The organism is Apibacter sp. B3935 (assembly GCF_009827705.1).
Taxonomy (GTDB): Bacteria; Bacteroidota; Bacteroidia; order Flavobacteriales; family Weeksellaceae; genus Apibacter.
Genome location: NZ_WINL01000003.1, coordinates 64,646 through 87,159 on the forward strand (window position 1 = coordinate 64,646; position 22,514 = coordinate 87,159).

Here is a 22,514-nt window from a genome sequence, read left to right on the forward strand (position 1 = left end):
CGATGAATATGTTCCATTTATAAGCATAAATTATACTTTTTTTACGGTTTTAACTAAACAAATTAAATATATATTATAATATTTAATATCACATTGGTTTACTTATAATGAATACCCATGAGCCGCTGTATATTCAGTAAAGAAGCCGTAAAAACTATTTATTGTATTTTTGATCCAAAAAAATGAGAATGTTATTTGTAGATAATAAAAACAATTACAATCCCGAAATTAATTTAGCTATTGAAGAGTATCTTGTAATGAACTTGCCAATTGAGGAAGATTCATATCTTCTTTTCTATATAAATGATCCTTCCATAATCATAGGAAAACACCAAAACACTATAGAAGAAATCAATACAGAATATGTAGAAGAAAAAAACATAAAAGTCGTTAGGAGGTTATCGGGAGGAGGAGCTGTGTATCACGATAGAGGTAATTTAAATTTTAGTTTTATTACCAAAAACGATGGTAATAGTTTTTCAAATTACCAAAAATATTTACATCCTGTACTAGAAGCGTTGCAGCAAATGGGAGTCAATGCAGAAATTAAGGGAAGGAATGACATAGTAGTAGAAGGAAAGAAAATAAGCGGAAATGCTCAATTTGCCACAAACAAAAGAATGTTTACCCATGGAACACTATTATTCAATAGCAACATGGATGAAGTTGTTAACTCTTTAAAGGTAAGAAAAGATAAAATTGAATCGAAAGGAATTAAATCAATCAGAAGCAGAGTTTGCAATATATCTGATTTTGTCACAACAGATTTAACTATAGAAGAATTTAGAGATAAATTACTACTTTCAATTTTTAATGTAGATAAAACAGAAGATGTCAATAAATATGAATTGACGGAAGCAGATTGGGAAGAAATAAATAAAATTTCACATCAAAGGTATTCAAATTGGGATTGGAATTATGGACGTTCTCCTAAATTTTATATGGAAAGAAGTCAACGATTTCCAATAGGTTCCATTGATTTAAAATTAAATGTAGAAGAAGGAAACATTACTGCAATTAAGATATACGGAGATTTTTTCGGAGTGGGAAACCTTGAAGATATAGAGAACAGATTAATAGGAAAAAAATACACAAAAGCTTCCGTTGCCGATTCATTAAAAGATATTGATCTATCAACATATTTTGGGAAAATCACACTTGATGAATTTCTTACCTTAATATATTGATAAGTCGGTAATCTTAGAGTAATTAATAATTCTATATATTTTGACGCAATTATTTATCCAATTCAGGATGCGTTTAATCTATCATATAATTAGTGTATTTTTGTAAAAAGTTAAAAAATAGAAGAAAAACAGATGAAAAATTGGATTGAGGCCGCTAGATTAAGAACGTTACCGCTTTCATTAAGTGGAATCATTTTAGGAGGATTACTTGCCAAATGGAAAGGAAATTTTGATGGAATTATTTTTGGGCTTTCTTGTCTTACAACCATATTATTTCAAATTTTGTCCAATTTTGCCAATGATTATGGCGATGGAACCAAAGGAACCGATAATGAGTTACGAGTTGGTCCGGTTCGTGCTATTCAATCGGGGGCTATTACGCAACAATCCATGTTTCGTGCAATTTTAATTACTGTATTTCTATCCCTACTTTCTTCGGTAGTTCTGCTTTGGTATGCTTTTATCCCCAATTATAAAAGTGAATTTTTTATATTCATTGGTTTGGGAATTGCTTGTGTATTAGCAGCTATATTTTATACAATGGGAAAAAAGCCTTACGGATATATGGGATTAGGGGATTTTTTTGTTTTTATTTTTTTTGGATGGGTTTCTGTTTTAGGAAGTGAATTTCTTTATACAAAGTCTTTTACTTGGGATAATTTGCTTCCCGCCTCTGCAATTGGCTTATTTAGTGTAGCCGTTTTGAATCTAAATAATATGAGAGACATTGAATCGGATAGAATCAGTCATAAAAAAACGCTGGCATTACGATTAGGATTTCAAAATGCTAAGTATTATCAAATGGTACTAATGAATCTTCCTTTTATACTTTGTCTCATTTTCCTGTTAATACATCAGAAAGAATTTGTTATAAAACTCGATAGTTGGTCATCATTAAAACCATTTTTATTCTTTATACTATTTATTCCGAATACTATAGTACGCAGAAAAATTCTTTACACCCAAAACCCCAAAGATTTAGATTTATACTTAAAACCTACAGCATTGTTAGCCTTATGTTTTTCCGTTTTCTTTGGAATGGGATTAAGTCTTTAAAAAAAACTATACATGAAAAATAACATAAAACACATATTCTTTGATCTTGATAATACGCTTTGGGATACGGATAAAAATTCAAAGTTAACTCTTAAAAATATTTATGAAAATTTAAAAATTGAAGAAAAGTATCAATTACAATTTTCAGATTTTTATATAAGTTATTACAACAGGAATGAAAATCTATGGTCTTTATATAGGCAAGATAAGGTAAGCAAAGCAGATATATTGGAGAAAAGATTCAAAGATACGTTTTTGGAATTTCATATAAATGACCCTGAAATTTGGAATTATTTTAATGCCAATTTTTTAACTCAGATCATGGAAAACAATAATTTAATCGAGTATGCAGATGAAATTTTGAAATATCTAAATACAAAAGGTTATCAATTACATGTTGTTTCCAATGGCTTTATACAACAAACCGAACAAAAAGTTCAAGAAACTTGTATTAAAGATTATATAACCACCCTAACCAGCGGAGAAGAAATAAATAAAAGAAAGCCGGCTAAAGAAGTGTTTGAATTAGGCCTTAAAAAAGCCCATGCATTAGTGAATGAATCCGCATTTATCGGAGATGATTGGGAGGCAGATGTATTAGGTTCTCAAAGAATAGGGATGTATCCGGTCTATTTTAATTACAAAAAAGAAGATCATTATAAAAATGCAGAAATTCCGATAATTAAAAATTTGTTAGAATTAAAAAATATCTTTTAAATAGATTAAATAGATATTATGATTGAGGTTTATACAGACGGAGCTTCTTCTGGAAATCCGGGAAAAGGAGGGTATGGCATAATAATGAAGCTGAAAGGAACTTCATATGAAAAAAACTTTTCAGAAGGATTTCGCTTGACTACCAACAATAGAATGGAATTATTGGCCGTGATTATTGCTTTGGAAAAAATTAATAAACCCGATCAAGAAGTTGAAATATATTCTGATTCAAAATATGTAGTCGATGCCGTTAATAATAAATGGATTTATGGTTGGGAGAAAAAAAGATTTGAAAAAGTTAAAAATCCGGATCTATGGATTCGATTTATTAGAATTTACAAAAAACATAAAGTAACCTTTCACTGGGTAAAGGGTCATCATGGGCATTTTTATAATGAAAAGGCGGATCAGTTAGCAACTGCTGCAGCTAAAGGAGAAAATCTGTCCATTGATATGGGATATGAAAATCTTATATCAGACAATAAAAATATTTTTTAATTAAATAGTCTAAACCGTTAGAAAAATAATTTGTTAATAAATTAGTAAATAACGTGTTAAAAAAATGTTCATAATTTTATAAATTAGCACAAAGATTATTAAAAAATAAGATATATGAAAAGTAAAATGGTAATCTATGTGTTCGGATTGATGTTTTTTTCATTTATTACATCTTGTGTATCTTACGAGGCAACTTCTTCATATAAAAAATCAAAACATCCTCATTCGAAAAGATATACTTATAATTCCAATAAAACAAATAAACATATTTCAAAATCAAAACCATCGCATAAATCACCCCATATTTCAAAACCGATAAAGAAAGATTCGAATTTAGAATCAAAAAAATACGGAGTTCATAAAAATATAAAATCTACGGATGTTATTTTGGTTTTGAAAGAAGCAGAAAAATATAAAGGGACTCCTTATAAATATGGAGGAAATACTTTCAGTGGCATAGATTGTTCCGGTTTAGTTTGCAATGCTTACCAAAGAATAGATGTAAAATTACCAAGACGTTCCATAGATATGTCTAATGCTGGAAAAGATGTAAGTATCTCTCGAATAAAAGAAGGCGATTTATTGTTTTTTAATACAGGGGGGAGTTCAATAAATCATGTAGGTATAGTCTATAACATATCCGGTTCAGGCGAAATAACATTCATACATGCCTCAACATCTAAAGGGGTTATAATTAGTTCTCTCGAAGAAACTTATTGGAAAAATAAATTTAAAAAAGCACAAAGGATTCTTTAAGTTAAAGTAAAAATATTGTTTAGAATAACACGCTTGCCAGCCGGATAATTCGAAGTTTATTATATAAAAAAACCTTTTAATCATCTTAAAGATTAAAAGGTTTTATAGTATTATCATTTTGGTGAAATAAAAATCTTTACGATTTAAATTTCGCCCAATAATTTCTTAGCTATAATATTGCGCTTTAAGTTCTTTAACTTTTGCGTCAGATAAATACTCATCGTAGCTCATATAGCGGTCAATGATACCTTTAGGGGTTAATTCAATGATTCTGTTACAAACAGTAGATAATAATTCATGGTCATGAGAAGAAAGTAAAATAGTACCCTTAAAATTGGTTAACGAGTTGTTAAGAGCCGTAATACTTTCCAAGTCTAAATGGTTGGTAGGCTCATCAAGAAGTAAAACATTAGCTTTAAATAACATCATTCTTGAAAACATACAACGCATTTTTTCACCTCCCGAAAGAACTTTGCAAGATTTTAAAGCTTCATCACCGCTAAATAGCATTTTACCTAAAAATCCTCGGATATATTCTTCATGTCTCTCCTCATCTGTATTCACATACTGACGAAGCCAATCTACAAGGTTATCGTCCGATTGAAAATATTTAGTATTATCTAAAGGAAGGTAACTTTGCTTAGTAGTTATACCCCAAGAATAACTCCCTTTATCAGGTTCTGACTCTCCGGATAATATTTGAAAAAATTCAGTAATAGCCAAAGAATTTCTGGATAGAACGGCAACTTTATCCCCCTTTTTTAGGTTCAAGTCAATATTGCTGAATAACAATTCACCATCTTTAGTTTTTTCCAATCCTTTAACGTCCAATATTTGATCCCCGGCTTCACGTTCTTGTTCAAAAATAATAGCCGGATATCTTCTAGAGGACGGCTTAATATCTTCAATATTTAATTTTTCGATCATTTTTTTACGAGCCGTGGCTTGTTTTGCTTTAGCAACATTAGAACTAAACCTGGAAATAAACTCTTGAAGTTCTTTCTTTTTTTCCTCAGCCTTTTTGTTTTGTTGAGCTCTTTGACGGGCAGCTAATTGACTGGCCTCATACCAAAATGAATAGTTACCGGTATATAAATTTAATTTTCCGAAATCCAAATCGCAGGTATGAGTACAAACTGCATCCAAAAAGTGACGGTCGTGCGAAACAACAATTACAGTATTTTCATATCCCGCCAAGAAATCTTCTAACCAAGATATGGTTTCAATGTCTAAATCATTCGTAGGCTCATCAAGAATAAGAACATCAGGATTCCCGAATAAAGCTTGAGCAAGTAATACTCTTACTTTGTCAGCATTTTCCAATTCAGACATCATTTTATAATGTGCATCGTCTTTTATTCCAAGATTAGATAATAAAGTTCCTGCATCAGACTCAGCATTCCAACCTCCCATTTCTTCATAAATAATACCTAATTCTCCCGCTTTAACTCCATCTTCATCAGAAAAATCAGGTTTGGCATATAAAGCATCCATTTCCTCCTTTATGTGGAAAAGTTTCTGATTCCCTTTAATAACCGTTTCCAGTACAGGATATGCATCATAAGCAAAGTGATTTTGTTCCAATACAGACATCCTTTTATCTGTTTCAAGGCTTACACTTCCTGTAGTCGGTTCAACATCGCCGGATAGAATTTTCAAAAATGTAGATTTTCCTGCTCCATTAGCTCCAATAATTCCATAACAGTTTCCTTTCGTAAATTTTACATTAACCTCATCAAAGAGTACTCTTTTTCCAAATTGTAAAGATAAATTTGATACTGTAAGCATATACTTTAATAAATTTGTACAAAAGTAGTAAGAAAAACTTTGATTATGAAATTTGAAAATAAAGTAAATATACTGAATAGAAAAGCAAGATTTAACTATGAATTATTGGATAAATATGAGGCAGGAATAGTTTTACATGGTACTGAGATAAAATCTATTAGATTAGGGAAAGCAAGTATTGCAGAGAGTTTTTGTCAGATTATTAATGGCGAATTATATGTAATAAATATGACCATTGACGAATATTATTACGGAACTCGTTATAATCATACAATAAAAAGGGAAAGAAAACTGTTATTACATAAAAAGGAAATTAACAAACTGTTAAGAAAAACTAAAGAAACAGGATTAACGATTGTTCCTACAAAATTGTATATCAATGAAAAAGGAATCGCGAAGATCCAAGTATATCTTGCGAAGGGGAAAAAATTATATGACAAAAGAGAAGCGATAAAAGAAAGAGAATCCAAACGAAATATTAACAGAATGGTAAAGAAATATTAATTTTTTCTTGGGAGTTAGATAATAAAAATGTTACTTTGCAACCTAAAAATTAGATTTTTATATATGAAAAAGTTCAATTTGTTACTTACAGGATTGGCTACAACGTTAGCAACTACTGTATTTGCTCAAAACATTTCGGATAAGTGGTATATCGGGATTGGAGCTCATGCGGTAGACTATACTTCTGTTCGTGGTATCTTTGACGGATATTTTGATACCGATGATTATAGTATTGTACCACCGTTGTCTAAATTAACAGTAGCTAGAAGCATAGCTAAAAACTTTGCAGTTGACTTGCAAGCTTCAATTGGAGAAATAGACAATAAAAGATTAAAAATTAAAGATGAATTCTTTGTTTTAGCAGGATTAGGTATTAGATATACCCCATTAAGTGAATCCAAATCTTTAAAATGGTTAGATCCATACGTTAGAGTAGGGGCAAATTACCACAAATATTCTTATAAAGGAATTAGAATCGTTGAAAACGATCCAACCACTCACTTAGACGCTTACGATGATGATTATAATCCTAAGAAAAATTATAAACTGGGAGGTAAATTTACAGGTCATGATAATAATTTCATATTAAATGGTGGAGTAGGTATTAACTTCTGGTTTACAAAAAACTTTGGTATAAATCTAGAATCTCAATATAACTGGGCAACAGCATATTCTAAAGATTATATAAATTTCTTCCAACATTCAGCATCGATTATATTTAAATTCGGAGCTAAGAAAGAAGAACCACTTCCGCCACCTCCACCGGTAGAAGCACCAAGTGATAGAGATGGCGATGGTATTCCAGACGATCAAGACAGATGTCCTGATACACCGGGATTGCCACAATTCCAAGGATGTCCTGATACAGACGGAGACGGTATTCCGGACGACCAAGACAGATGTCCGAATGCAGCAGGACCTGCACAATTCCAAGGATGTCCTGACACAGATGGCGATGGTATCCCTGATGTAGACGATGGTTGTCCAACCGTAAAAGGACCAATTGAAAACAACGGTTGTCCTTGGGAAACTAAAGACGTTACTTTCAGATTAAAAAATATCAACTTTGAATTTAACAGCTCTAAATTAACAGCAGAATCTTTACCATTAGTAAAAGATGCAGCTAAATTATTAAAAGACGAAAGTTTTGATGGTAAAAAATTCTTTGTAGACGGACATACCGACAGAGTAGGATCTGTGGCCGTAAACAATAGAATATCAAAACAAAGAGCACAATCTGTAGTTAACGAATTAGTTAATGAAGGTGTAGAAAAAGATAGATTGATAGCTAGAGGCTTTGGAAAAACAGAATTATTATGTAAACAAGCAGATATCAATACTAAAAAAGACGAAGAAGGAAATATATTATATCCTGACCAAGAATCTTGTGATAGATCTAATCGAAGAGTGGTAGTTTTAGATCAGGCAGGAGATAAAGTTTCCGTAACAAAAGAAGTGAAAATTAAGAAATAATTGATCTACAAATAAAAAAACCATCCTTATTAGGATGGTTTTTTTATATATTGGAATAGAATTTGTTTAGTAGAATAAAATAAATCATAGTAGTAAGAAATTAATATGAAAAAATTTAAATTATTGATTACAATAGGAGCTGTTATAATGGCCATTGTAACTAAAGCTCAAAATACTACAGAAAAGTGGTATGTGGGGATAGGGATGCATGCAACTGACCATACGTCAGTGCGTGGTATCTTTGACGGATATTTTGATACCGATGATTATAGTTTTTCTTTTCCATTATCAAAATTAACTGTAGCAAGAAGTATTGGTAAAAACTTTGCAGTTGATTTACAAGCTTCAATAAGTGATATGGATAACAAAAGATTAAAAATAAAAGACGAATTTTTTGTTTTAGCAGGTTTAGGTCTTAGATTTACACCACTTAGTGAGTCAAAATCATTAAGATGGCTGGACCCATATGTGAGAGTAGGTGCAAACTATCACAAATATTCTTATAAAGGAATTAAAATTGTTGAGGATGATCCTTCTACTCACTTAGATGCTTATGATGATGATTATAACTCAGATAAAAATTATAAGTTAGGAGGAAAATTTACAGGAAAAAATGATATGTTCGTAGTAAACGGGGGTGTAGGTATTAACTTTTGGTTTACCAGAAACTTTGGTTTAAACATAGAATCTCAATATAACTGGGTAACTAATCAATCAAAAGATTATTCTGACTTCTTTCAACACTCAGCATCCTTAATATTTAAATTTGGAGCTAAGAAAGAACAACCATTACCACCACCACCGGTAGCACCAAGCGATAGAGATGGCGACGGTATTCCAGATGATCAAGACAGATGTCCGGATACACCGGGATTACCACAATTCCAAGGATGTCCTGATACAGATGGAGACGGTATCCCTGACGATCAAGACAGATGTCCGAATGCAGCAGGACCTGCACAATTCCAAGGATGTCCTGACACAGATGGAGACGGTATTCCTGATATTGATGATAATTGTCCAACAGTAAAAGGACCAATTGATAATAATGGTTGTCCTTGGGAAACTAAAGACGTTACATTCAAATTAAAAAATATTAATTTTGAATTTAATAGTTCTAAATTAACAGCAGAGTCTTTACCATTAGTTAATGATGCTGCAAAAATGTTAAATGACGGAAGTTTTGATGGTAAAAAATTCTTTGTAGACGGACATACTGACAGAGTAGGATCTGTAGCTGTAAACAATAGAATATCAAAACAAAGAGCACAATCTGTAGTCAACGAATTAGTTAAAAACGGAGTAAGTAAAGATAGATTGATAGCAAGAGGATTCGGTAAATCAGAATTGTTATGTAAACAACAAGATATCAATGCTAAGAAAGACGATAAAGGAAATATTCTTTATCCGGATCAAGAAACTTGTGATAGAGAAAATAGAAGAGTTGTGATCTTAGATCAAACCGGTTCAAAAGTATCAATCACAGAAGAAGTTAAAGTAAAAACTCCTAGTCAAAGAAGAAGATAATTTACTAAACAAACTTTTCTAATAAAAAAGTCATCCAAATTTTGGATGACTTTTTTTATTCATTATTTATAAAAGCATAATAAAATAATACAATTATTAACTAATGATTTATAAAAAAATAATAGCTGTTAAAGAAATTTTAAAGATAAAAAATAAGCACATTTAAAATGTTTTTTTAATAAGGATAATACCGGTTAACAAAAGCTATTTTAGTTAACTTTGTAATTAAATTATAAATAACGTGAAAATAATAGCAGTTATTCCTGCAAGATATGCAGCCTCTCGTTTCCCTGCTAAGCTGATGGGTATGTTAGGGGAAAAAACAGTCATACGGTCAACCTATGAAAATGCAATCAAAACCCGGCTTTTTTCAGATGTATTTGTGGTAACTGATTCCGAAATAATTCATAATGAAATTACCAGAAACGGAGGTAAAGCCATTATGAGTAAAAAGGAACATGAGACAGGAAGTGATCGAATTGCAGAAGCTGTTGAAAATTTAGAATGCGATATCATCATAAACATACAAGGAGATGAACCTTTTGTAAAAACCGAACCGTTAGCAAGGCTAATTGAAGTATTTAAGAAAGATCAAGATAATAAAATTGATGTTGCTACTTTGATTCGTAAAATGGACGATTGGAATTTAATTGAAGATTCAAATTATGTAAAAGTAGTTAAAGACCAAAATGACTTTGCACTATATTTTTCACGTTCAGTTATACCTTATCCTCGTGAAAAATCATTTCAAGCGGATTACTATGAGCATGTAGGTGTATATGCTTTCCGTAAACAAGCCTTACTAGATTTTGCAAAATTACCGATGTTACAAAACGAACAAGCAGAAAAGGTGGAGTGCATACGATATTTAGAGTATGGCATGAAAATTAAGGTAATAGAGACTGATTTTGTAGGAGTTGAAATAGACACGCCGGAGGATTTAGAAAAAGCAAATGAAATATTAAAAAAACAGATAAACGAGAAAAAATAAAAATATGAAATTCAGAAATTTTCCAATGGTTCCCCGTGTAATTTATGGACGTGGAAGCTTTGATCAAACTTCAGAAATTATTGAAGAAAAAAGAAATAAAGATTATCCATTTATTTTTTTAGTAGATAAAGTGTTTGAAGGAAAAGAATTAGAAAAAAGAATTCCCTTAAAAGGAAAAGATAAAATTATATTTATAGATACTACTGATGAACCCAAAACCAAAGGAATTGATGCGATCAGAGATTCATTAAAAGAGGAATATGGAACTGTTTCCGGAGTTATTGGAATAGGAGGAGGAAGTGTAATGGATTCGGCAAAAGCTGTTGCAATCATGATGAATAGTGAAGGTTCTTCTTCTCAATATCAAGGATGGGATTTAGTGAAGAATCCGGCTGTTTATCATGTAGGTATACCAACAATTAGTGGTACAGGAGCAGAAGTTTCCAGAACTTGTATATTAACCGGGCCGGAAAGAAAATTAGGTATTAATTCAGATTTTACCCCTTTTGATCAAGTTATTTTGGATCCATCTTTAGTAAAAGGAGTAGAAAAGAATCAAGCATTTTTTACCGGTATGGATTGTTATATTCATTGCATAGAGTCTTTAACAGGAACATATCTTAATGCTTTCAGTAAAAGTTACGGAGAAAAAGCATTAGAACTTTGCCAAAAAGTATATGTTCATAAATCTGAATGGGATGATGAGTCTGATGAAGATTTAATGATGGCATCTTGGCATGGAGGAATGAGCATCGCTTATTCACAAGTAGGAATTGCTCATGCGGTGAGTTACGGACTTTCTTATTTACTAGGAACTCATCATGGAGTAGGTAATTGTATTGTTTTTGACCGATTAGAAGAGTATTATCCGGAAGGAGTTAAGGAATTTAAATATATGGTTGAAAAAAATCAGATTGAAATTCCGCAAGGTGTATGCAAAGGATTGTCTGATGAACAATTCAATACTATGATAAATGTTTCTTATGGAATGGCACCGCTTTGGGAAAATGCATTAGGTAAAGATTGGCAGAAAATAATGACTAAAGAAAAATTAAGAGCACTTTACGAAGAAATGTAAATACTATTATTCGAAAAATAATAGTTCAATTAATGTAAAGATATAAATTGAAGAAAAATGATAATTCCGGGAGAACTTTAAAGTTGCCTGGAATTTTTTTACAGTCAACCCATTTTAATCTTATATGAAGAAACTTTTTTTTGCTTTTCTGATATTCCTTTTGAACATATGTTATTCTCAGACGGTAGAAGAAATAATTAAAAAGCATTTGGAAGTTACCGGAGGAACAGATCATTGGAAAGAATTGAATTCAATAATAATTAAAGGAGATATAATTTTAGGATTAAATGAGTCATATCCTATAGAAATTTATCAGCAGAGGCCTAATCTTAATAAAACTTGTATTGAAATACAGGGAAAAAAAATTATTTTAAATGCTTACAACGGAAAGAAAGCTATACAATATAACTTTCAAACGAATTCTCTTGAAGAAAATAATAATTACGTTCCTGAAGCATTTGAATCGGATTTAATTGATTATTCTGCAAAAGGGTTTCTTCCGATATTTCTCGGAGAAGAACGTATTGATAACAAGAATTGTTATAAAATTAAGCTAACTAACAACAGAGAATCAGAAATTTATTATTTTGATAAAACCAGCTATCAATTAGTTAGAGAAGATACTTCAAATGAAAGTAAATTGTATTCAGACTTTAAATTAGTCTCCGGACTAATCTTTCCTTATCGTTTGGTCGTCAAAAACAAGGAGGATGACTCTGAATTTAATCTTGTATTTAAATCGCTTGAAATTAACAAGATCATTCCTGAAAAAGAATTTAAATTTTAAAAATAAAGAAAAATTTAAAGCACTCTCATAAAACATAAAAGAGTGCTTTATTTATTTTAGCTTAAAGGATTACTTCTTAATTACATTTTTGGATATAGAATTACCATTCCCCGTAATATTTATGGTATATATACCCGCAGGATAATTAGTAAGATCTATAGAAAAAAGCTTATTTTTTTCAACTTTTGAAAATAATAAGCTACCGGCCAAATTATAAACTTTAACGTGGCTTGTATTCCCTCTAAATTGAATAGCACCTAAATCGATAGTAAAAACTCCTTCAGAAGGATTAGGGTAAACTTTAAATGTTGGGGTTTCTGAAAAATTTTCATCGGTTTGGAGTTGCTTATAATTCAAACTGCATAAATTCAAAGAAAAAGATTTTAAAGTACCCGTATTTTTAGGATAATGATCTGCTACCCCTAATAGCCATTGCCCGCTATAATTTTTCTTAAATAAAGAATGAAGTGGATTATAAGGTTTTATTGTACCTATAGTTGGAGAGGAACAATTCATTGTAATTCCAACATCATCAAAGGTTGCATTTAAACCTGAATTATTTGGGCACGAATGATTCCACAAAACCGCAGATTTATAATCATTTTGACCTGGAGTTTGTAATACAATAAATAAATCTTCAATATTTGGATGATCTACATCAACAGTAGCTTGTAGTTTAATCAGTTTATCATAATTCTCATTATCAGGAACAGTAACTGCCATAACAGCATACTTCGAATTTGAATGATCACCATTCCCGTCAGGTATAGCAATAGGAGTAAAGGTTGAATTATATTTTTTACAGATTACTTCTGATTCATATCCTATTGAAAAATATTCGGTTAAGGCAAAATAGATATTATTACTGGCCTCAATCATTATTTTTGCTTTTTTAGCGATAAGATCAGCAGGTAAATTCACGGTTGCATTTCCTGAATTCGGAATTTGATCAGCCAAAGGAGTTATAGTTTGCCCCTCATCTGTAACTAATGAAATATTTACATACTGTGTATTAAATGGCTGTGCTGTTGTATTAGCAACATTCCATAATACGTTGATTGAACTTCCTTTCTTAGCTATATAATCAGCTGTAGGAAATGTTGCGATAAATGGTCCCCCACTATCAGAAACCATAACTTCTTTAGTTTCAATCTTAGTTTGAGGTTTATTAGGATTATTATCTCGCACGGTTACAGTAAAATTCAGGGCTCTTTTGACGTTGGAAACAGTCTCCCATGTATTTGGAGAGTAAATACCGGTAGTTAAAGCGGGAAAATATCTCCTTGTAGAAGTTGTCGGTAGAAAAGATCTGAATATAGGACCGTATGTTTGTGAAGAATCGACACGAATAACATCCTTACGAGCATTATCAATTTGTTCCCAACAAAAAGTCAGCTTATCCCCATCAGGATCTGTTGTACCTTCTGCATCCAAATAAAACCGTGTCCCCATAGGAATGGTCACGCTAGAGGGGCCTACATTTACTACAGGCGGATGATTAGGAATTTGATTGATTGTTCCACAGGTTTTAGGCTGTAGATTTTTATTAATTTGCTGAATACTGGCTGAGTGAAAATAAGCATCTGAATTTAATTGCACATTGGCTGAAGTGATACCTGCGTATCCCATTATCGTACTTCCGCTTCCCGGTTCAATATTAACCCCTGTATTTTCAAGCCAACAGGAAAAAGTATGATTAGCTCCCAGCTGATGTCCCATTTCATGAGCTACATAATCAATATCAAAATGATCACCGGAAGGATTATTATTTGAAGGAGAAGTTATCCCACTGCCTTTTCCTGCAGAAGTAGGAATTCCGTTTGGATCCATTTTAGGACTAATACATATACAACCTATGCAACCGGCATTTCCCCCTCCACCATTGCCGCCAAAAAGATGACCAATATCATAGTTATCTTCTCCAACTACTGCTGTTAATGTTTTTTGAAGTTCCATATTCCAGTTATTTATAAAAGAAGCATCAGAATAAGGATCTGTATTTGGATCTTCATATATAAGAGAAATATTATTAATCATTTTAAGATTTACAGACAGATCTCTTTCCAAAATACCATTCACCCGGGTCATGGTGATATTTATCTGCTGTAAAGCTCCGGTCACCCCGCCAAAATGCTGAGTATATTCACCGGTTACTGATAGAGCTAATCTATACGTGCGAAATTTTCGATCACTCGATATTATTTTATAAGAATTTGATTCTTCCGAAATAATTTCATCAACTGTATTACAATTGAAATCATTAAAGCTATTTTTCTTTCTAATACGAACTGAATAAACTTCTCCATCGGTTGTATAAGGATCAATGAGCTGAATGGTACCCGTATTATCCATAATCATTGAATTGAATTGATTGGGGGAAATACTGAATCGAATATATTTGTTCGCATCGTCTAAACCGATTCCTGCATATGAATACATTTCGTATTTATTTTCAATTTCTTCATCCATTACAGGGGCATGATAAACCGAAAATCTTTCTATTTTTCCTTCGGATGTTGGAACGTATACTATGATAGGAGCTTGGTTAGTTTCTCTTAATACGGAAGATTTTAATTGTTTTTTTAAAGAATAAAAATCAACGGTATATAGTTCTTCAATGGGTAAATTAATATTTTCACTTCTAATCTTTTTTCCTGTTAAGCTAGTTCTCTTCCAATAATTTTGTGCTGAAAGAGATATACTAAGCAGAAAAACACTAATAATTAATAAGAAAATTTTCATGTATTTCTATTTTTGTATGTTATTATGAAAACAAAAATATATATTATAAATTAATAAGCAATAATATTAATGTTTATTTATGATTATTAATTATAAAATTATAAATTGTAATTTTACTATCAACAGTTTTTAAAAAATAGATAAAATGAAAAACAGGGTTTTTGATTTATAGTATAGTATAAATCAAAATTATCAAGATAAATAATATAATGAAGTCAATAAATGGGAATGTCTAATTTTATAAGATAAAATTAGTTTATTTATTGAAAATAAGATATATAGAATCTGAAATTATTTTAAAAAGAGAAATTATTTATTAAGAAGCAACTAATATCGCGTTTTAATAAATAAAAACCTTATATAAATAAAAATTACATAAATATTCTTGCCCAGCTTTCTTTAAGAGGAAGTCTAAATTTTTCTTCGAATTCTTTGGAAGTACTTATAGCAAGGTTATAAATATAGGTTTCAGGAGAAATTTGGGCGGATTTGATTTTTTCCTTGAAAGAATTCATAGGAACAGTAGTAATTTCCCCTTTATCATCTTCATAGCTTACCCATAATCGGTTTAAAAGTTCTAATTGATATTTTTGATCGATTTGTCTAATGCATTGATTCAATTTATCGATAGAACATCCGGTGGCTTTCGCTTGATTTTCATCAACCGCTATAATTATGAATTTATTTTTAATAATCGTAAGCTCAGATTTTAAATCAGCACCATGTGCCGCCCATGTTTTCAAAAAGTCAGTAAGAATTTTGTTGATATCTTGAATTTCTTCAATGGTAAGAAATCTTCTAGATTGAAAAACCCAGAGCTTAGAAAAATTATTCATAATTTATATTAGAGGTAAACTTTACCTGTATTATTAATGTGAGAATTAGGATACAAATTTAAAAATTAATTTCTCAATTAAGAGTAAACTATTAGAAATAAATAGTAAATTTATAAAGAGTTTTGCTATGTGTCATTAAGGTAAGCAAAGTTTTCAAGAGTAGATAAAATTTAATTTAGGGCTATATATGGATTTTGATTTTCATAGAATTAATAAAGATTTTAAAAAGATTAATACGAATATTAGAGTCTATAGTGATCTTCTTATAGAAAAATCTTTAGATGTTTGGAATATAAAAACTAAAGTTGGATTATTCTTTTTTTCATTAGGTATTGCTTTATTAGGTACTTATTTTCTTTCTCCTCAAGAATTTACTAAAGCTCAAGAATACACCCTGTTCATTCTGATGTTTTCAATACTTCTATGGGTTACCGAAGCAATACCCCCCTTTGCCGTAGGGATACTGATCACAGGTTTTCTCATTTATACCATGGGGAATATAGAAGGATCAACAATTGATCCGAAAACTATTTCTAATACATGGTCTGATAGTGTTATATGGATTTTCTTGGGCGGTTTTTTTCTCAGTGAAAGTATGAGAAAAACAGGAATAGATATTTCTTTATTTAGAGGTACCATATCTATTTTTGGTAGTAAGCCGTCGCATATGTTGTTAGGAATTATGCTAACTACTTCCTGTTTATCATTAATTATATCCAATACGGCAACATCAGCCATGATTTTGGCAGCTGTTATGCCTTTTTTAGACAGAGAAGGGAAAGATTCACCCATGACAAAAGCAATATTGATAAGTATACCGGCTTCGGCAACTTTTGCAGGAATGGGCAGCTTAATATCTTCTCCTCCCAATTTGATTGTAGTAGATGTTTTAAAATCCAAAGGTATTGAGGTTTCTTTTTTTGATTGGATGATCTTGGGCTTGCCCGTAGCAATAGTTTTGTTGTTGTTCTTTTGGATTCTGCTTAAGCAAAAATATACTTCTAAAGTTGAAAAAATTAATTTAAATTTCTTAGAAGAATTAGCCCCGATTCCCAAAAAGATTAGATTGCAGAGGTTTTTTGTAATACTAATTTTATTTATAACCGTTTTCTTTTGGATGATGGGTTCAAAATTGAAAATCCCAAGTGCAGCCACTTCAGGAATTCCTATTGTTTTCCTTCCTATGTTAGGGATTATAACGGCTGAAGATATAAGAAAGCTTCCGTGGGATACCTTAATGTTGGTCGCCGGTGGATTATCACTAGGGATTGCAATAAAGGAATTGCTGGCGCCCTATTATTCCGAATTATTGGGAGATGCATCGTTTAATGAATATTTAATGATGATGATTTTTGCTATAGTGACTGTGATTTTTTCTAACATAATGAGTAGTACGGCTACAGCAACCATCGTCATAAATATTGCTGCGGTAGTACTTCCTCCGGAACAAATATTGCCGATCGGTTTAGTAATTGGTCTTTGTGCTTCGTGCGGATTATTCCTGCCCGTGTCAACGCCTCCCAATGCAATAGTATACAGTACAGGGATGCTTAAGCAATCAGACTTTTATTTTGGGGGTTTTTATGCAGCAATAGTAGGAACTATAGTAATCATGGCTTGGGTGTTATTTTTGCAAAATTTTACAGGGTATTTTGAGATGGTCTTAACAAGCAGATAAATAAAATTATATTTACTTAACATATATTTTAAGAAATATTTAAAACAATAATCTGTCAACTTGGCATATAAAGTTTTATCTTTGCAGACTATTTTTATTTTGATTTAGTAATATCCCGGTACTTTTTTTCGTAGGGAATGTTTAAATATGGAAAAAGAAATTATAGAAGGAAGACAAGGAGAAATCTTAATACAAGAAAGTTCTATTAAAAACACCAAAAAAATGTTTTTAGAAAGCTATGGTTGTCAAATGAATTTTTCCGATAGTGAAATAGTAGCTTCAATACTTAGTAACGAAGGATATAATACCACCTCTCAACTGGAAGAAGCAGATTTAGTTCTTCTCAATACTTGCTCTATTCGTGAAAAAGCAGAGCAAACGGTTAGAAAAAGACTTTCTCAATTTAATGCAATAAAAAGAAAAAAGCCGGATCTGGTTATAGGCGTTCTCGGCTGCATGGCAGAAAGATTAAAAACAAAGTTTTTGGAAGAAGAGCATTTAGTTGATCTAGTGGTAGGTCCCGATGCATACAGAGATCTTCCGAACTTATTGAAAAATACTGATGATGGAAGAAATGCCATTAATGTACTTTTATCAAAAGAAGAGACTTATGCAGATATAAGTCCGATACGCTTAGGCGGAAATGGAGTTACAGCTTTTGTGTCCATAACCCGAGGATGTGATAATATGTGTACATTCTGTGTGGTTCCTTTTACAAGAGGAAGAGAACGCAGTAGAGATCCACATTCAATTCTTAAAGAATGTAAAGAGTTGAGAGAAAACGGATATAAAGAAATTACACTTTTAGGACAAAATATAGATAGTTACTTATGGTATGGAGGAGGTCCTAAAAAAGATTTCTTAAAAGCTAGTGAATTGCAAAGAGCAACAGCGATAAATTTTGCACAATTATTGAACATGGTAGCTGAAGCTTGTCCTGAAATTAGAATACGATTTTCAACGTCTAATCCGCAAGACATGCATGAAGAAGTATTGCACGTAATGGCTAAACATGATAACATTTGCAAATACATCCATTTACCTGTTCAAAGTGGGAGCACTACAGTTTTGCAGCGAATGAATCGTCAACACACACGCGAAGAATATATTAATTTGGTGGATAAAATAAGGGAAATCGTACCTGATTGCGCGATTTCACATGATATCATAGCGGGTTTTTGTGGTGAAACGGAAGAAGAGCATCAAGAAACCTTATCTCTAATGAAATATGCAAAATACGATTTCGGATACATGTTTGCTTATTCTGAACGTCCCGGTACGTTGGCTCATAAAAAAATGAAAGACGATGTGCCTGCGGAAATAAAGTCAAGAAGACTTAAAGAAATTATAAATCTTCAACAAGAACTTTCATTAGAAAGAATGAAAACGTATACTAACAAAGTACACGAAGTTTTGATAGAGGGAACCAGTAAAAAAAGTAAAGATCAATGGTACGGAAGGATTTCTCAAAATGCAGTGGTGGTTTTTACTAAAACAGATCAAACAAAAGTTGGAGATTTTGTTAATGTATTGGTAAATGATTGCACTTCAGCTACCTTGATAGGAGAGATCACGTAACATAAATATTATGGATTCATTACAGGCAATAAAACAAAGATTCGGAATAATTGGAAATAACCTTGCACTTAACAGGGCTTTAGAAAAAGCTATGCAAGTAGCACCTACAGATATTTCTGTTTTGGTAATTGGAGAAAGTGGGGTAGGAAAAGAGTTTATTCCTAAAATAATTCATAATCTTTCACCAAGAAAACATAAACAATATATTGCTGTTAATTGTGGAGCAATTCCTGAAGGGACCATAGATTCAGAACTTTTTGGTCACGAAAAAGGAGCTTTTACGGGAGCAGATAAAGTTCGTAAAGGATATTTTGAAGTAGCAGATGGAGGAACCATTTTTTTAGATGAAGTAGGAGAATTGCCTTTGCAAACGCAAGTTCGTTTATTAAGAGTGTTGGAAAGTGGTGAATTTATGAAAGTCGGATCATCTACTATTCAAAAAACAAATATAAGAATTGTAGCTGCGACTAATGTTAATTTATTAGAAGCAATTAAAAAAGGCAGATTCAGAGAAGATTTATATTACAGGTTAAATACAGTACAAATTGATATACCTGCTTTAAGGGAAAGGAAGGATGATATTCCTTTACTCTTCAGAAAATTTGCAGTTGACTTTTCAGAAAAATATAGAATGCCTTCAGTGAGTTTATCGGAAGAAGCCATGTCCTATATTCAAAATTATTATTGGCCGGGAAATATCCGTCAATTAAGAAATTTTACCGAACAAATTACGGTGGTGGAAACCAACAGAAATTTGTCTATAGATAAGGTAAAAGAATATTTAAAAGATATTCCACAAACCACGTCTTTAGTAAACTTTTCAAAGCAAAATGAAAATCATTCCGATTTTTCCAGTGAAAGGGAAATATTATATAAGTTTTTATTTGATATGAAAAAAGATCTCAACGATTTGAAAGCGTTGACTTTAGAACTCATTAAAAATAAAGGCGATTTGATGCTAAACTCAAATGATCAGGATCTTTTCCAACGAGTATATAAAGATTATGATATTCCTAAATCGGGAGATTCTCTTGTTTACTATGATGAAAAACCCGTCATACCGACAGTTCCTTCATCAGTTAATGAGTATCACGAAATTTTGGATGACTACGAATATGAAGATGTGTCCAACAATTCAGAATCTTTATCTTTACAAAGAAAGGAAGAGGAACTTATTAAAAAAGCTTTAGAAAAGTATAATGGAAAACGTAAATTAGCAGCAAAAGAGTTGGGGATTTCGGAAAGAACATTATATAGAAAAATAAAACAATATGATATTGAAGAATAAAATCATATTACTCTTAATAGGAATTTTTTTTATATCTTTGTCCGGATGTTATTCATTCACAGGGGCTTCTTTGGATCCCGATATAAAAACTATAGAAATAAAATCATTTCCTAATTATTCAGCTTATCAAAGCCCGAATTTAAGCGTAGATTTTACTACCGCCTTACAAAGTAGATTTAATCAAAGAACGAAGCTTGTAGAGACTAATATAGATCCGGATATCATTTTAGAAGGAGAAATAACAAACTTTTCAACCAGTCCGGTAAATATACAAAGTAATTCCGACGAAGCAACGCAAAACAGATTGACGATAAGCGTTTCTGTTAGATACGAAAATAAAAAGCAGCCTGAAAAGAGTTTCGAAAAAACTTTTTCCGATTATGAAGATTATTCTAGCAAAGAATTATTGATTAACGTTCAAGATGATCTTGCCCAGAAAATCAATCAAAGAATTATTGATCAAATATTTTTAGCGATAGTAGCCGATTGGTAAATTATGGATAATAGTAGAATTATACAGTTAATAGAAAACCCTGAAAAACTTAAATTTTCCGATAAGAATTATGTGGAAGATTTAATAACTCACTATCCATTTTCTCAATCGTTTCATTTAATTTATTTAAATTGGAAAAATAGATATGTATCAGAACCGTTAACTAATGAAGATATTAAAAAGGTTTCAATTTATACGAACTATCGAGAATTAATAAAAAAATCCATTGATACTAACAAGAAGTTAGTAGAACCAATTACAGCAGAGGAATTGATCGATAAAAAAGAAGATGAAATTTTACAAGCAGATGATAATAAATTTGAAGAAACTATAGTTCTTGAAAATATTGTTAGTAATGAATTTATGGAAGAGGATAGCAGTTTAACCCAATTGAAAGCAATAGATTCAAATTCTGAAATTATAAATGAACAAAAAATATCCGAAGAATTAGTAAATAACAACAATATAGAAATTGAACCTATAGAAGATCATTCTAAAATTCAATTACTTTTAACTAATGAAGATGCTAAGGATAATAAGAAAATCTTTTTAAACAGTGATGTCACCTATACCAATATAGAAAAGTTAGGAATATCACATTTATTTACTTCAAGCTTAGAAAAAGAAAATGAAGAAAATTTCGAGAATAGGGAAGAAAGTACTGAAATTGAACATTCGGAAATTAAAGAAGAAGAAGTAAAGGAAGATTTGGTTGGAAATGAAATCAATGAAATTCAGTTAAGCGAACCAAGTATTGAAAACAAGCAAGAGGAAATTACTTTGGAATCGGACAAATTAACTTTTAATCAATGGATCTCACTTTCCAAGCAAAAAAAAGCTTTAAAATCTGAAAAAGTAATACCACAACAAGAAAAACAAAATAGCATTATTTCAAATTTTATTGAAAATAATCCCAAGATAAAACCGGTTGCAAAAGACACGAAATATAGTAAAGACGTAGAATTTAAAAAAGAAGAAATTCAGGACATTGCAAATTTAATGACTATTACCTTAGCTCAATTATATGTAGAGCAAGGTAAATATGATACAGCATTAACAGCTTTTAAGATATTAAGTTTGAAATATCCAGAAAAAAGTAGTTATTTTGCCTCGGAAATAAGAAGAATAAAAAAGATAAAAAATTCAAAATAATATGACAGCAGTATATGGAATACTAATGATATTTATCATTATCGCATGCGTTTTGCTAATATTAGTTGTTTTGTCGCAAAATCCAAAAGGAGGAGGTTTAAGTTCAACTTTCGGAGGTAGTGGAACACAAATGTTCGGTGTTCAGAAAACAAATGATTTTATGGAGAAGGCAACTTGGACCTTAGGAGGAGTAATAGTAGTATTGTCAATTTTTGCATCGGTATTGATTGCAAAGCCAACTATATATACATCAACTCCAACCCAAAACTCAAAACAGTCTTCAACCCCTCAACAAGAACAGGCTTTGCCTAAAACTAACGTTAAGTAAAATATACTTGTAATAATTAACACTAAAAATATAGTATTAACAAAGTTCTTAAAAATT

The 22,514-nt window shown here is 31.3% G+C and carries 20 protein-coding genes; 17 read left to right on the plus strand and 3 right to left on the minus strand.

Translation table 11 applies throughout. From position 1 onward, the window contains the following. The first annotated feature begins 182 nt into the window (after nt 1-182). The 5 genes from GFV00_RS06185 (at nt 183) to GFV00_RS06205 (ending at nt 4,214) form a co-directional block, all read left to right on the plus strand. Nucleotides 183-1,187 carry a lipoate--protein ligase gene (locus GFV00_RS06185; RefSeq protein WP_304505488.1) on the plus strand — a complete coding sequence of 335 codons (1,005 nt, stop codon included), beginning with the start codon at nt 183-185 and terminating at the stop codon, nt 1,185-1,187. Between the two features lie 132 nt (nt 1,188-1,319). Beyond that, nucleotides 1,320-2,243: a 1,4-dihydroxy-2-naphthoate octaprenyltransferase gene (gene menA, locus GFV00_RS06190; protein ID WP_160557621.1), complete on the plus strand. Its 924-nt coding sequence runs from the start codon at nt 1,320-1,322 to the stop codon at nt 2,241-2,243. A 12-nt stretch (nt 2,244-2,255) separates the two neighbouring features. After that, complete coding sequence (locus GFV00_RS06195; protein WP_160557620.1) at nt 2,256-2,960, plus strand: HAD family hydrolase; 705 nt, start codon at nt 2,256-2,258, stop codon at nt 2,958-2,960. A 15-nt stretch (nt 2,961-2,975) separates the two neighbouring features. After that, a complete protein-coding gene (gene rnhA, locus GFV00_RS06200) occupies nt 2,976-3,458 on the plus strand; it encodes a ribonuclease HI (protein ID WP_160542585.1) in 483 nt (160 codons plus the stop codon). Between the two features lie 114 nt (nt 3,459-3,572). Further along, nucleotides 3,573-4,214, plus strand: a complete 642-nt coding sequence (locus tag GFV00_RS06205; RefSeq protein ID WP_255448833.1) for a C40 family peptidase — start codon at nt 3,573-3,575, stop codon at nt 4,212-4,214. Between the two features lie 165 nt (nt 4,215-4,379). On the opposite strand, the gene GFV00_RS06210 is transcribed toward GFV00_RS06205, so the two are convergent. Next, on the minus strand, nt 4,380-6,002 hold the full coding sequence (locus GFV00_RS06210) for an ABC-F family ATP-binding cassette domain-containing protein (protein WP_160542542.1): 1,623 nt from the start codon (nt 6,000-6,002) through the stop codon (nt 4,380-4,382). 45 nt (nt 6,003-6,047) lie between these two features. On the opposite strand from GFV00_RS06210, the gene smpB reads away from it, so the two are divergent. The 6 genes from smpB to GFV00_RS06240 all read left to right on the plus strand — a co-directional run bounded on the left by smpB (nt 6,048) and on the right by GFV00_RS06240 (nt 12,362). Beyond that, the gene (smpB, locus tag GFV00_RS06215) at nt 6,048-6,506 is read left to right on the plus strand and encodes an SsrA-binding protein SmpB (protein WP_105296380.1); all 459 of its coding nucleotides are present in this window, start codon (nt 6,048-6,050) and stop codon (nt 6,504-6,506) included. A gap of 63 nt (nt 6,507-6,569) precedes the next feature. Further along, a complete protein-coding gene (locus GFV00_RS06220; RefSeq protein ID WP_160557619.1) occupies nt 6,570-7,979 on the plus strand; it encodes an OmpA family protein in 1,410 nt (469 codons plus the stop codon). 105 nt (nt 7,980-8,084) lie between these two features. Then, a complete protein-coding gene (locus GFV00_RS06225; RefSeq protein ID WP_160557618.1) occupies nt 8,085-9,506 on the plus strand; it encodes an OmpA family protein in 1,422 nt (473 codons plus the stop codon). A 241-nt stretch (nt 9,507-9,747) separates the two neighbouring features. Next, entirely contained in the window at nt 9,748-10,497 is a 750-nt protein-coding gene (gene kdsB, locus GFV00_RS06230; protein ID WP_160557617.1) for a 3-deoxy-manno-octulosonate cytidylyltransferase, read from the plus strand. Nucleotides 10,498-10,501: 4 nt separating this feature from the next. Beyond that, the gene (locus GFV00_RS06235; RefSeq protein WP_160542538.1) at nt 10,502-11,575 is read left to right on the plus strand and encodes an iron-containing alcohol dehydrogenase family protein; all 1,074 of its coding nucleotides are present in this window, start codon (nt 10,502-10,504) and stop codon (nt 11,573-11,575) included. Nucleotides 11,576-11,699: 124 nt separating this feature from the next. Next, nucleotides 11,700-12,362: a histidine kinase gene (locus GFV00_RS06240; RefSeq protein WP_160557616.1), complete on the plus strand. Its 663-nt coding sequence runs from the start codon at nt 11,700-11,702 to the stop codon at nt 12,360-12,362. A 69-nt stretch (nt 12,363-12,431) separates the two neighbouring features. Here GFV00_RS06240 and GFV00_RS06245 read toward each other — a convergent pair whose 3' ends face one another. Then, nucleotides 12,432-15,104: a reprolysin-like metallopeptidase gene (locus GFV00_RS06245; RefSeq protein ID WP_160557615.1), complete on the minus strand. Its 2,673-nt coding sequence runs from the start codon at nt 15,102-15,104 to the stop codon at nt 12,432-12,434. A 371-nt stretch (nt 15,105-15,475) separates the two neighbouring features. Continuing rightward, nucleotides 15,476-15,940 carry a hypothetical protein gene (locus GFV00_RS06250; protein ID WP_160557614.1) on the minus strand — a complete coding sequence of 155 codons (465 nt, stop codon included), beginning with the start codon at nt 15,938-15,940 and terminating at the stop codon, nt 15,476-15,478. A 187-nt stretch (nt 15,941-16,127) separates the two neighbouring features. Here GFV00_RS06250 and GFV00_RS06255 point away from each other — a divergent pair, with 187 nt between their 5' ends. From GFV00_RS06255 to secG, 6 genes are all read left to right on the plus strand, one after another. Continuing rightward, complete coding sequence (locus GFV00_RS06255; protein ID WP_160542534.1) at nt 16,128-17,618, plus strand: DASS family sodium-coupled anion symporter; 1,491 nt, start codon at nt 16,128-16,130, stop codon at nt 17,616-17,618. Between the two features lie 147 nt (nt 17,619-17,765). Continuing rightward, nucleotides 17,766-19,196 carry a tRNA (N6-isopentenyl adenosine(37)-C2)-methylthiotransferase MiaB gene (gene miaB, locus GFV00_RS06260; RefSeq protein WP_160557613.1) on the plus strand — a complete coding sequence of 477 codons (1,431 nt, stop codon included), beginning with the start codon at nt 17,766-17,768 and terminating at the stop codon, nt 19,194-19,196. A 10-nt stretch (nt 19,197-19,206) separates the two neighbouring features. Then, nucleotides 19,207-20,484: a sigma-54-dependent Fis family transcriptional regulator gene (locus GFV00_RS06265; RefSeq protein ID WP_105296370.1), complete on the plus strand. Its 1,278-nt coding sequence runs from the start codon at nt 19,207-19,209 to the stop codon at nt 20,482-20,484. Beyond that, on the plus strand, nt 20,468-20,977 hold the full coding sequence (locus GFV00_RS06270; RefSeq protein ID WP_160557612.1) for an LptE family protein: 510 nt from the start codon (nt 20,468-20,470) through the stop codon (nt 20,975-20,977). The genes GFV00_RS06265 and GFV00_RS06270 overlap by 17 nt, the downstream gene beginning before the upstream one ends. Nucleotides 20,978-20,980: 3 nt before the next feature. Further along, nucleotides 20,981-22,129: a hypothetical protein gene (locus GFV00_RS06275; RefSeq protein ID WP_160557611.1), complete on the plus strand. Its 1,149-nt coding sequence runs from the start codon at nt 20,981-20,983 to the stop codon at nt 22,127-22,129. A 1-nt stretch (nt 22,130) separates the two neighbouring features. Next, complete coding sequence (gene secG, locus GFV00_RS06280; RefSeq protein ID WP_105296367.1) at nt 22,131-22,457, plus strand: preprotein translocase subunit SecG; 327 nt, start codon at nt 22,131-22,133, stop codon at nt 22,455-22,457. Nucleotides 22,458-22,514: the final 57 nt, after the last annotated feature.

Coding starts and splice junctions, on each gene's coding strand:
- GFV00_RS06235 (WP_160542538.1), top strand. CDS start 10,502: ATGAAATTCAGAAATTTTCCAATGGTTCCCCGTGTAATTTATGGACGT.
- miaB (WP_160557613.1), top strand. CDS start 17,766: ATGGAAAAAGAAATTATAGAAGGAAGACAAGGAGAAATCTTAATACAA.
- GFV00_RS06205 (WP_255448833.1), top strand. CDS start 3,573: ATGAAAAGTAAAATGGTAATCTATGTGTTCGGATTGATGTTTTTTTCA.
- GFV00_RS06265 (WP_105296370.1), top strand. CDS start 19,207: ATGGATTCATTACAGGCAATAAAACAAAGATTCGGAATAATTGGAAAT.
- GFV00_RS06250 (WP_160557614.1), bottom strand. CDS start 15,940: ATGAATAATTTTTCTAAGCTCTGGGTTTTTCAATCTAGAAGATTTCTT.
- GFV00_RS06220 (WP_160557619.1), top strand. CDS start 6,570: ATGAAAAAGTTCAATTTGTTACTTACAGGATTGGCTACAACGTTAGCA.
- GFV00_RS06195 (WP_160557620.1), top strand. CDS start 2,256: ATGAAAAATAACATAAAACACATATTCTTTGATCTTGATAATACGCTT.
- GFV00_RS06275 (WP_160557611.1), top strand. CDS start 20,981: ATGGATAATAGTAGAATTATACAGTTAATAGAAAACCCTGAAAAACTT.
- GFV00_RS06255 (WP_160542534.1), top strand. CDS start 16,128: ATGGATTTTGATTTTCATAGAATTAATAAAGATTTTAAAAAGATTAAT.
- GFV00_RS06245 (WP_160557615.1), bottom strand. CDS start 15,104: ATGAAAATTTTCTTATTAATTATTAGTGTTTTTCTGCTTAGTATATCT.
- GFV00_RS06270 (WP_160557612.1), top strand. CDS start 20,468: ATGATATTGAAGAATAAAATCATATTACTCTTAATAGGAATTTTTTTT.
- secG (WP_105296367.1), top strand. CDS start 22,131: ATGACAGCAGTATATGGAATACTAATGATATTTATCATTATCGCATGC.
- GFV00_RS06240 (WP_160557616.1), top strand. CDS start 11,700: ATGAAGAAACTTTTTTTTGCTTTTCTGATATTCCTTTTGAACATATGT.
- GFV00_RS06210 (WP_160542542.1), bottom strand. CDS start 6,002: ATGCTTACAGTATCAAATTTATCTTTACAATTTGGAAAAAGAGTACTC.
- GFV00_RS06185 (WP_304505488.1), top strand. CDS start 183: ATGAGAATGTTATTTGTAGATAATAAAAACAATTACAATCCCGAAATT.
- GFV00_RS06225 (WP_160557618.1), top strand. CDS start 8,085: ATGAAAAAATTTAAATTATTGATTACAATAGGAGCTGTTATAATGGCC.
- menA (WP_160557621.1), top strand. CDS start 1,320: ATGAAAAATTGGATTGAGGCCGCTAGATTAAGAACGTTACCGCTTTCA.
- smpB (WP_105296380.1), top strand. CDS start 6,048: ATGAAATTTGAAAATAAAGTAAATATACTGAATAGAAAAGCAAGATTT.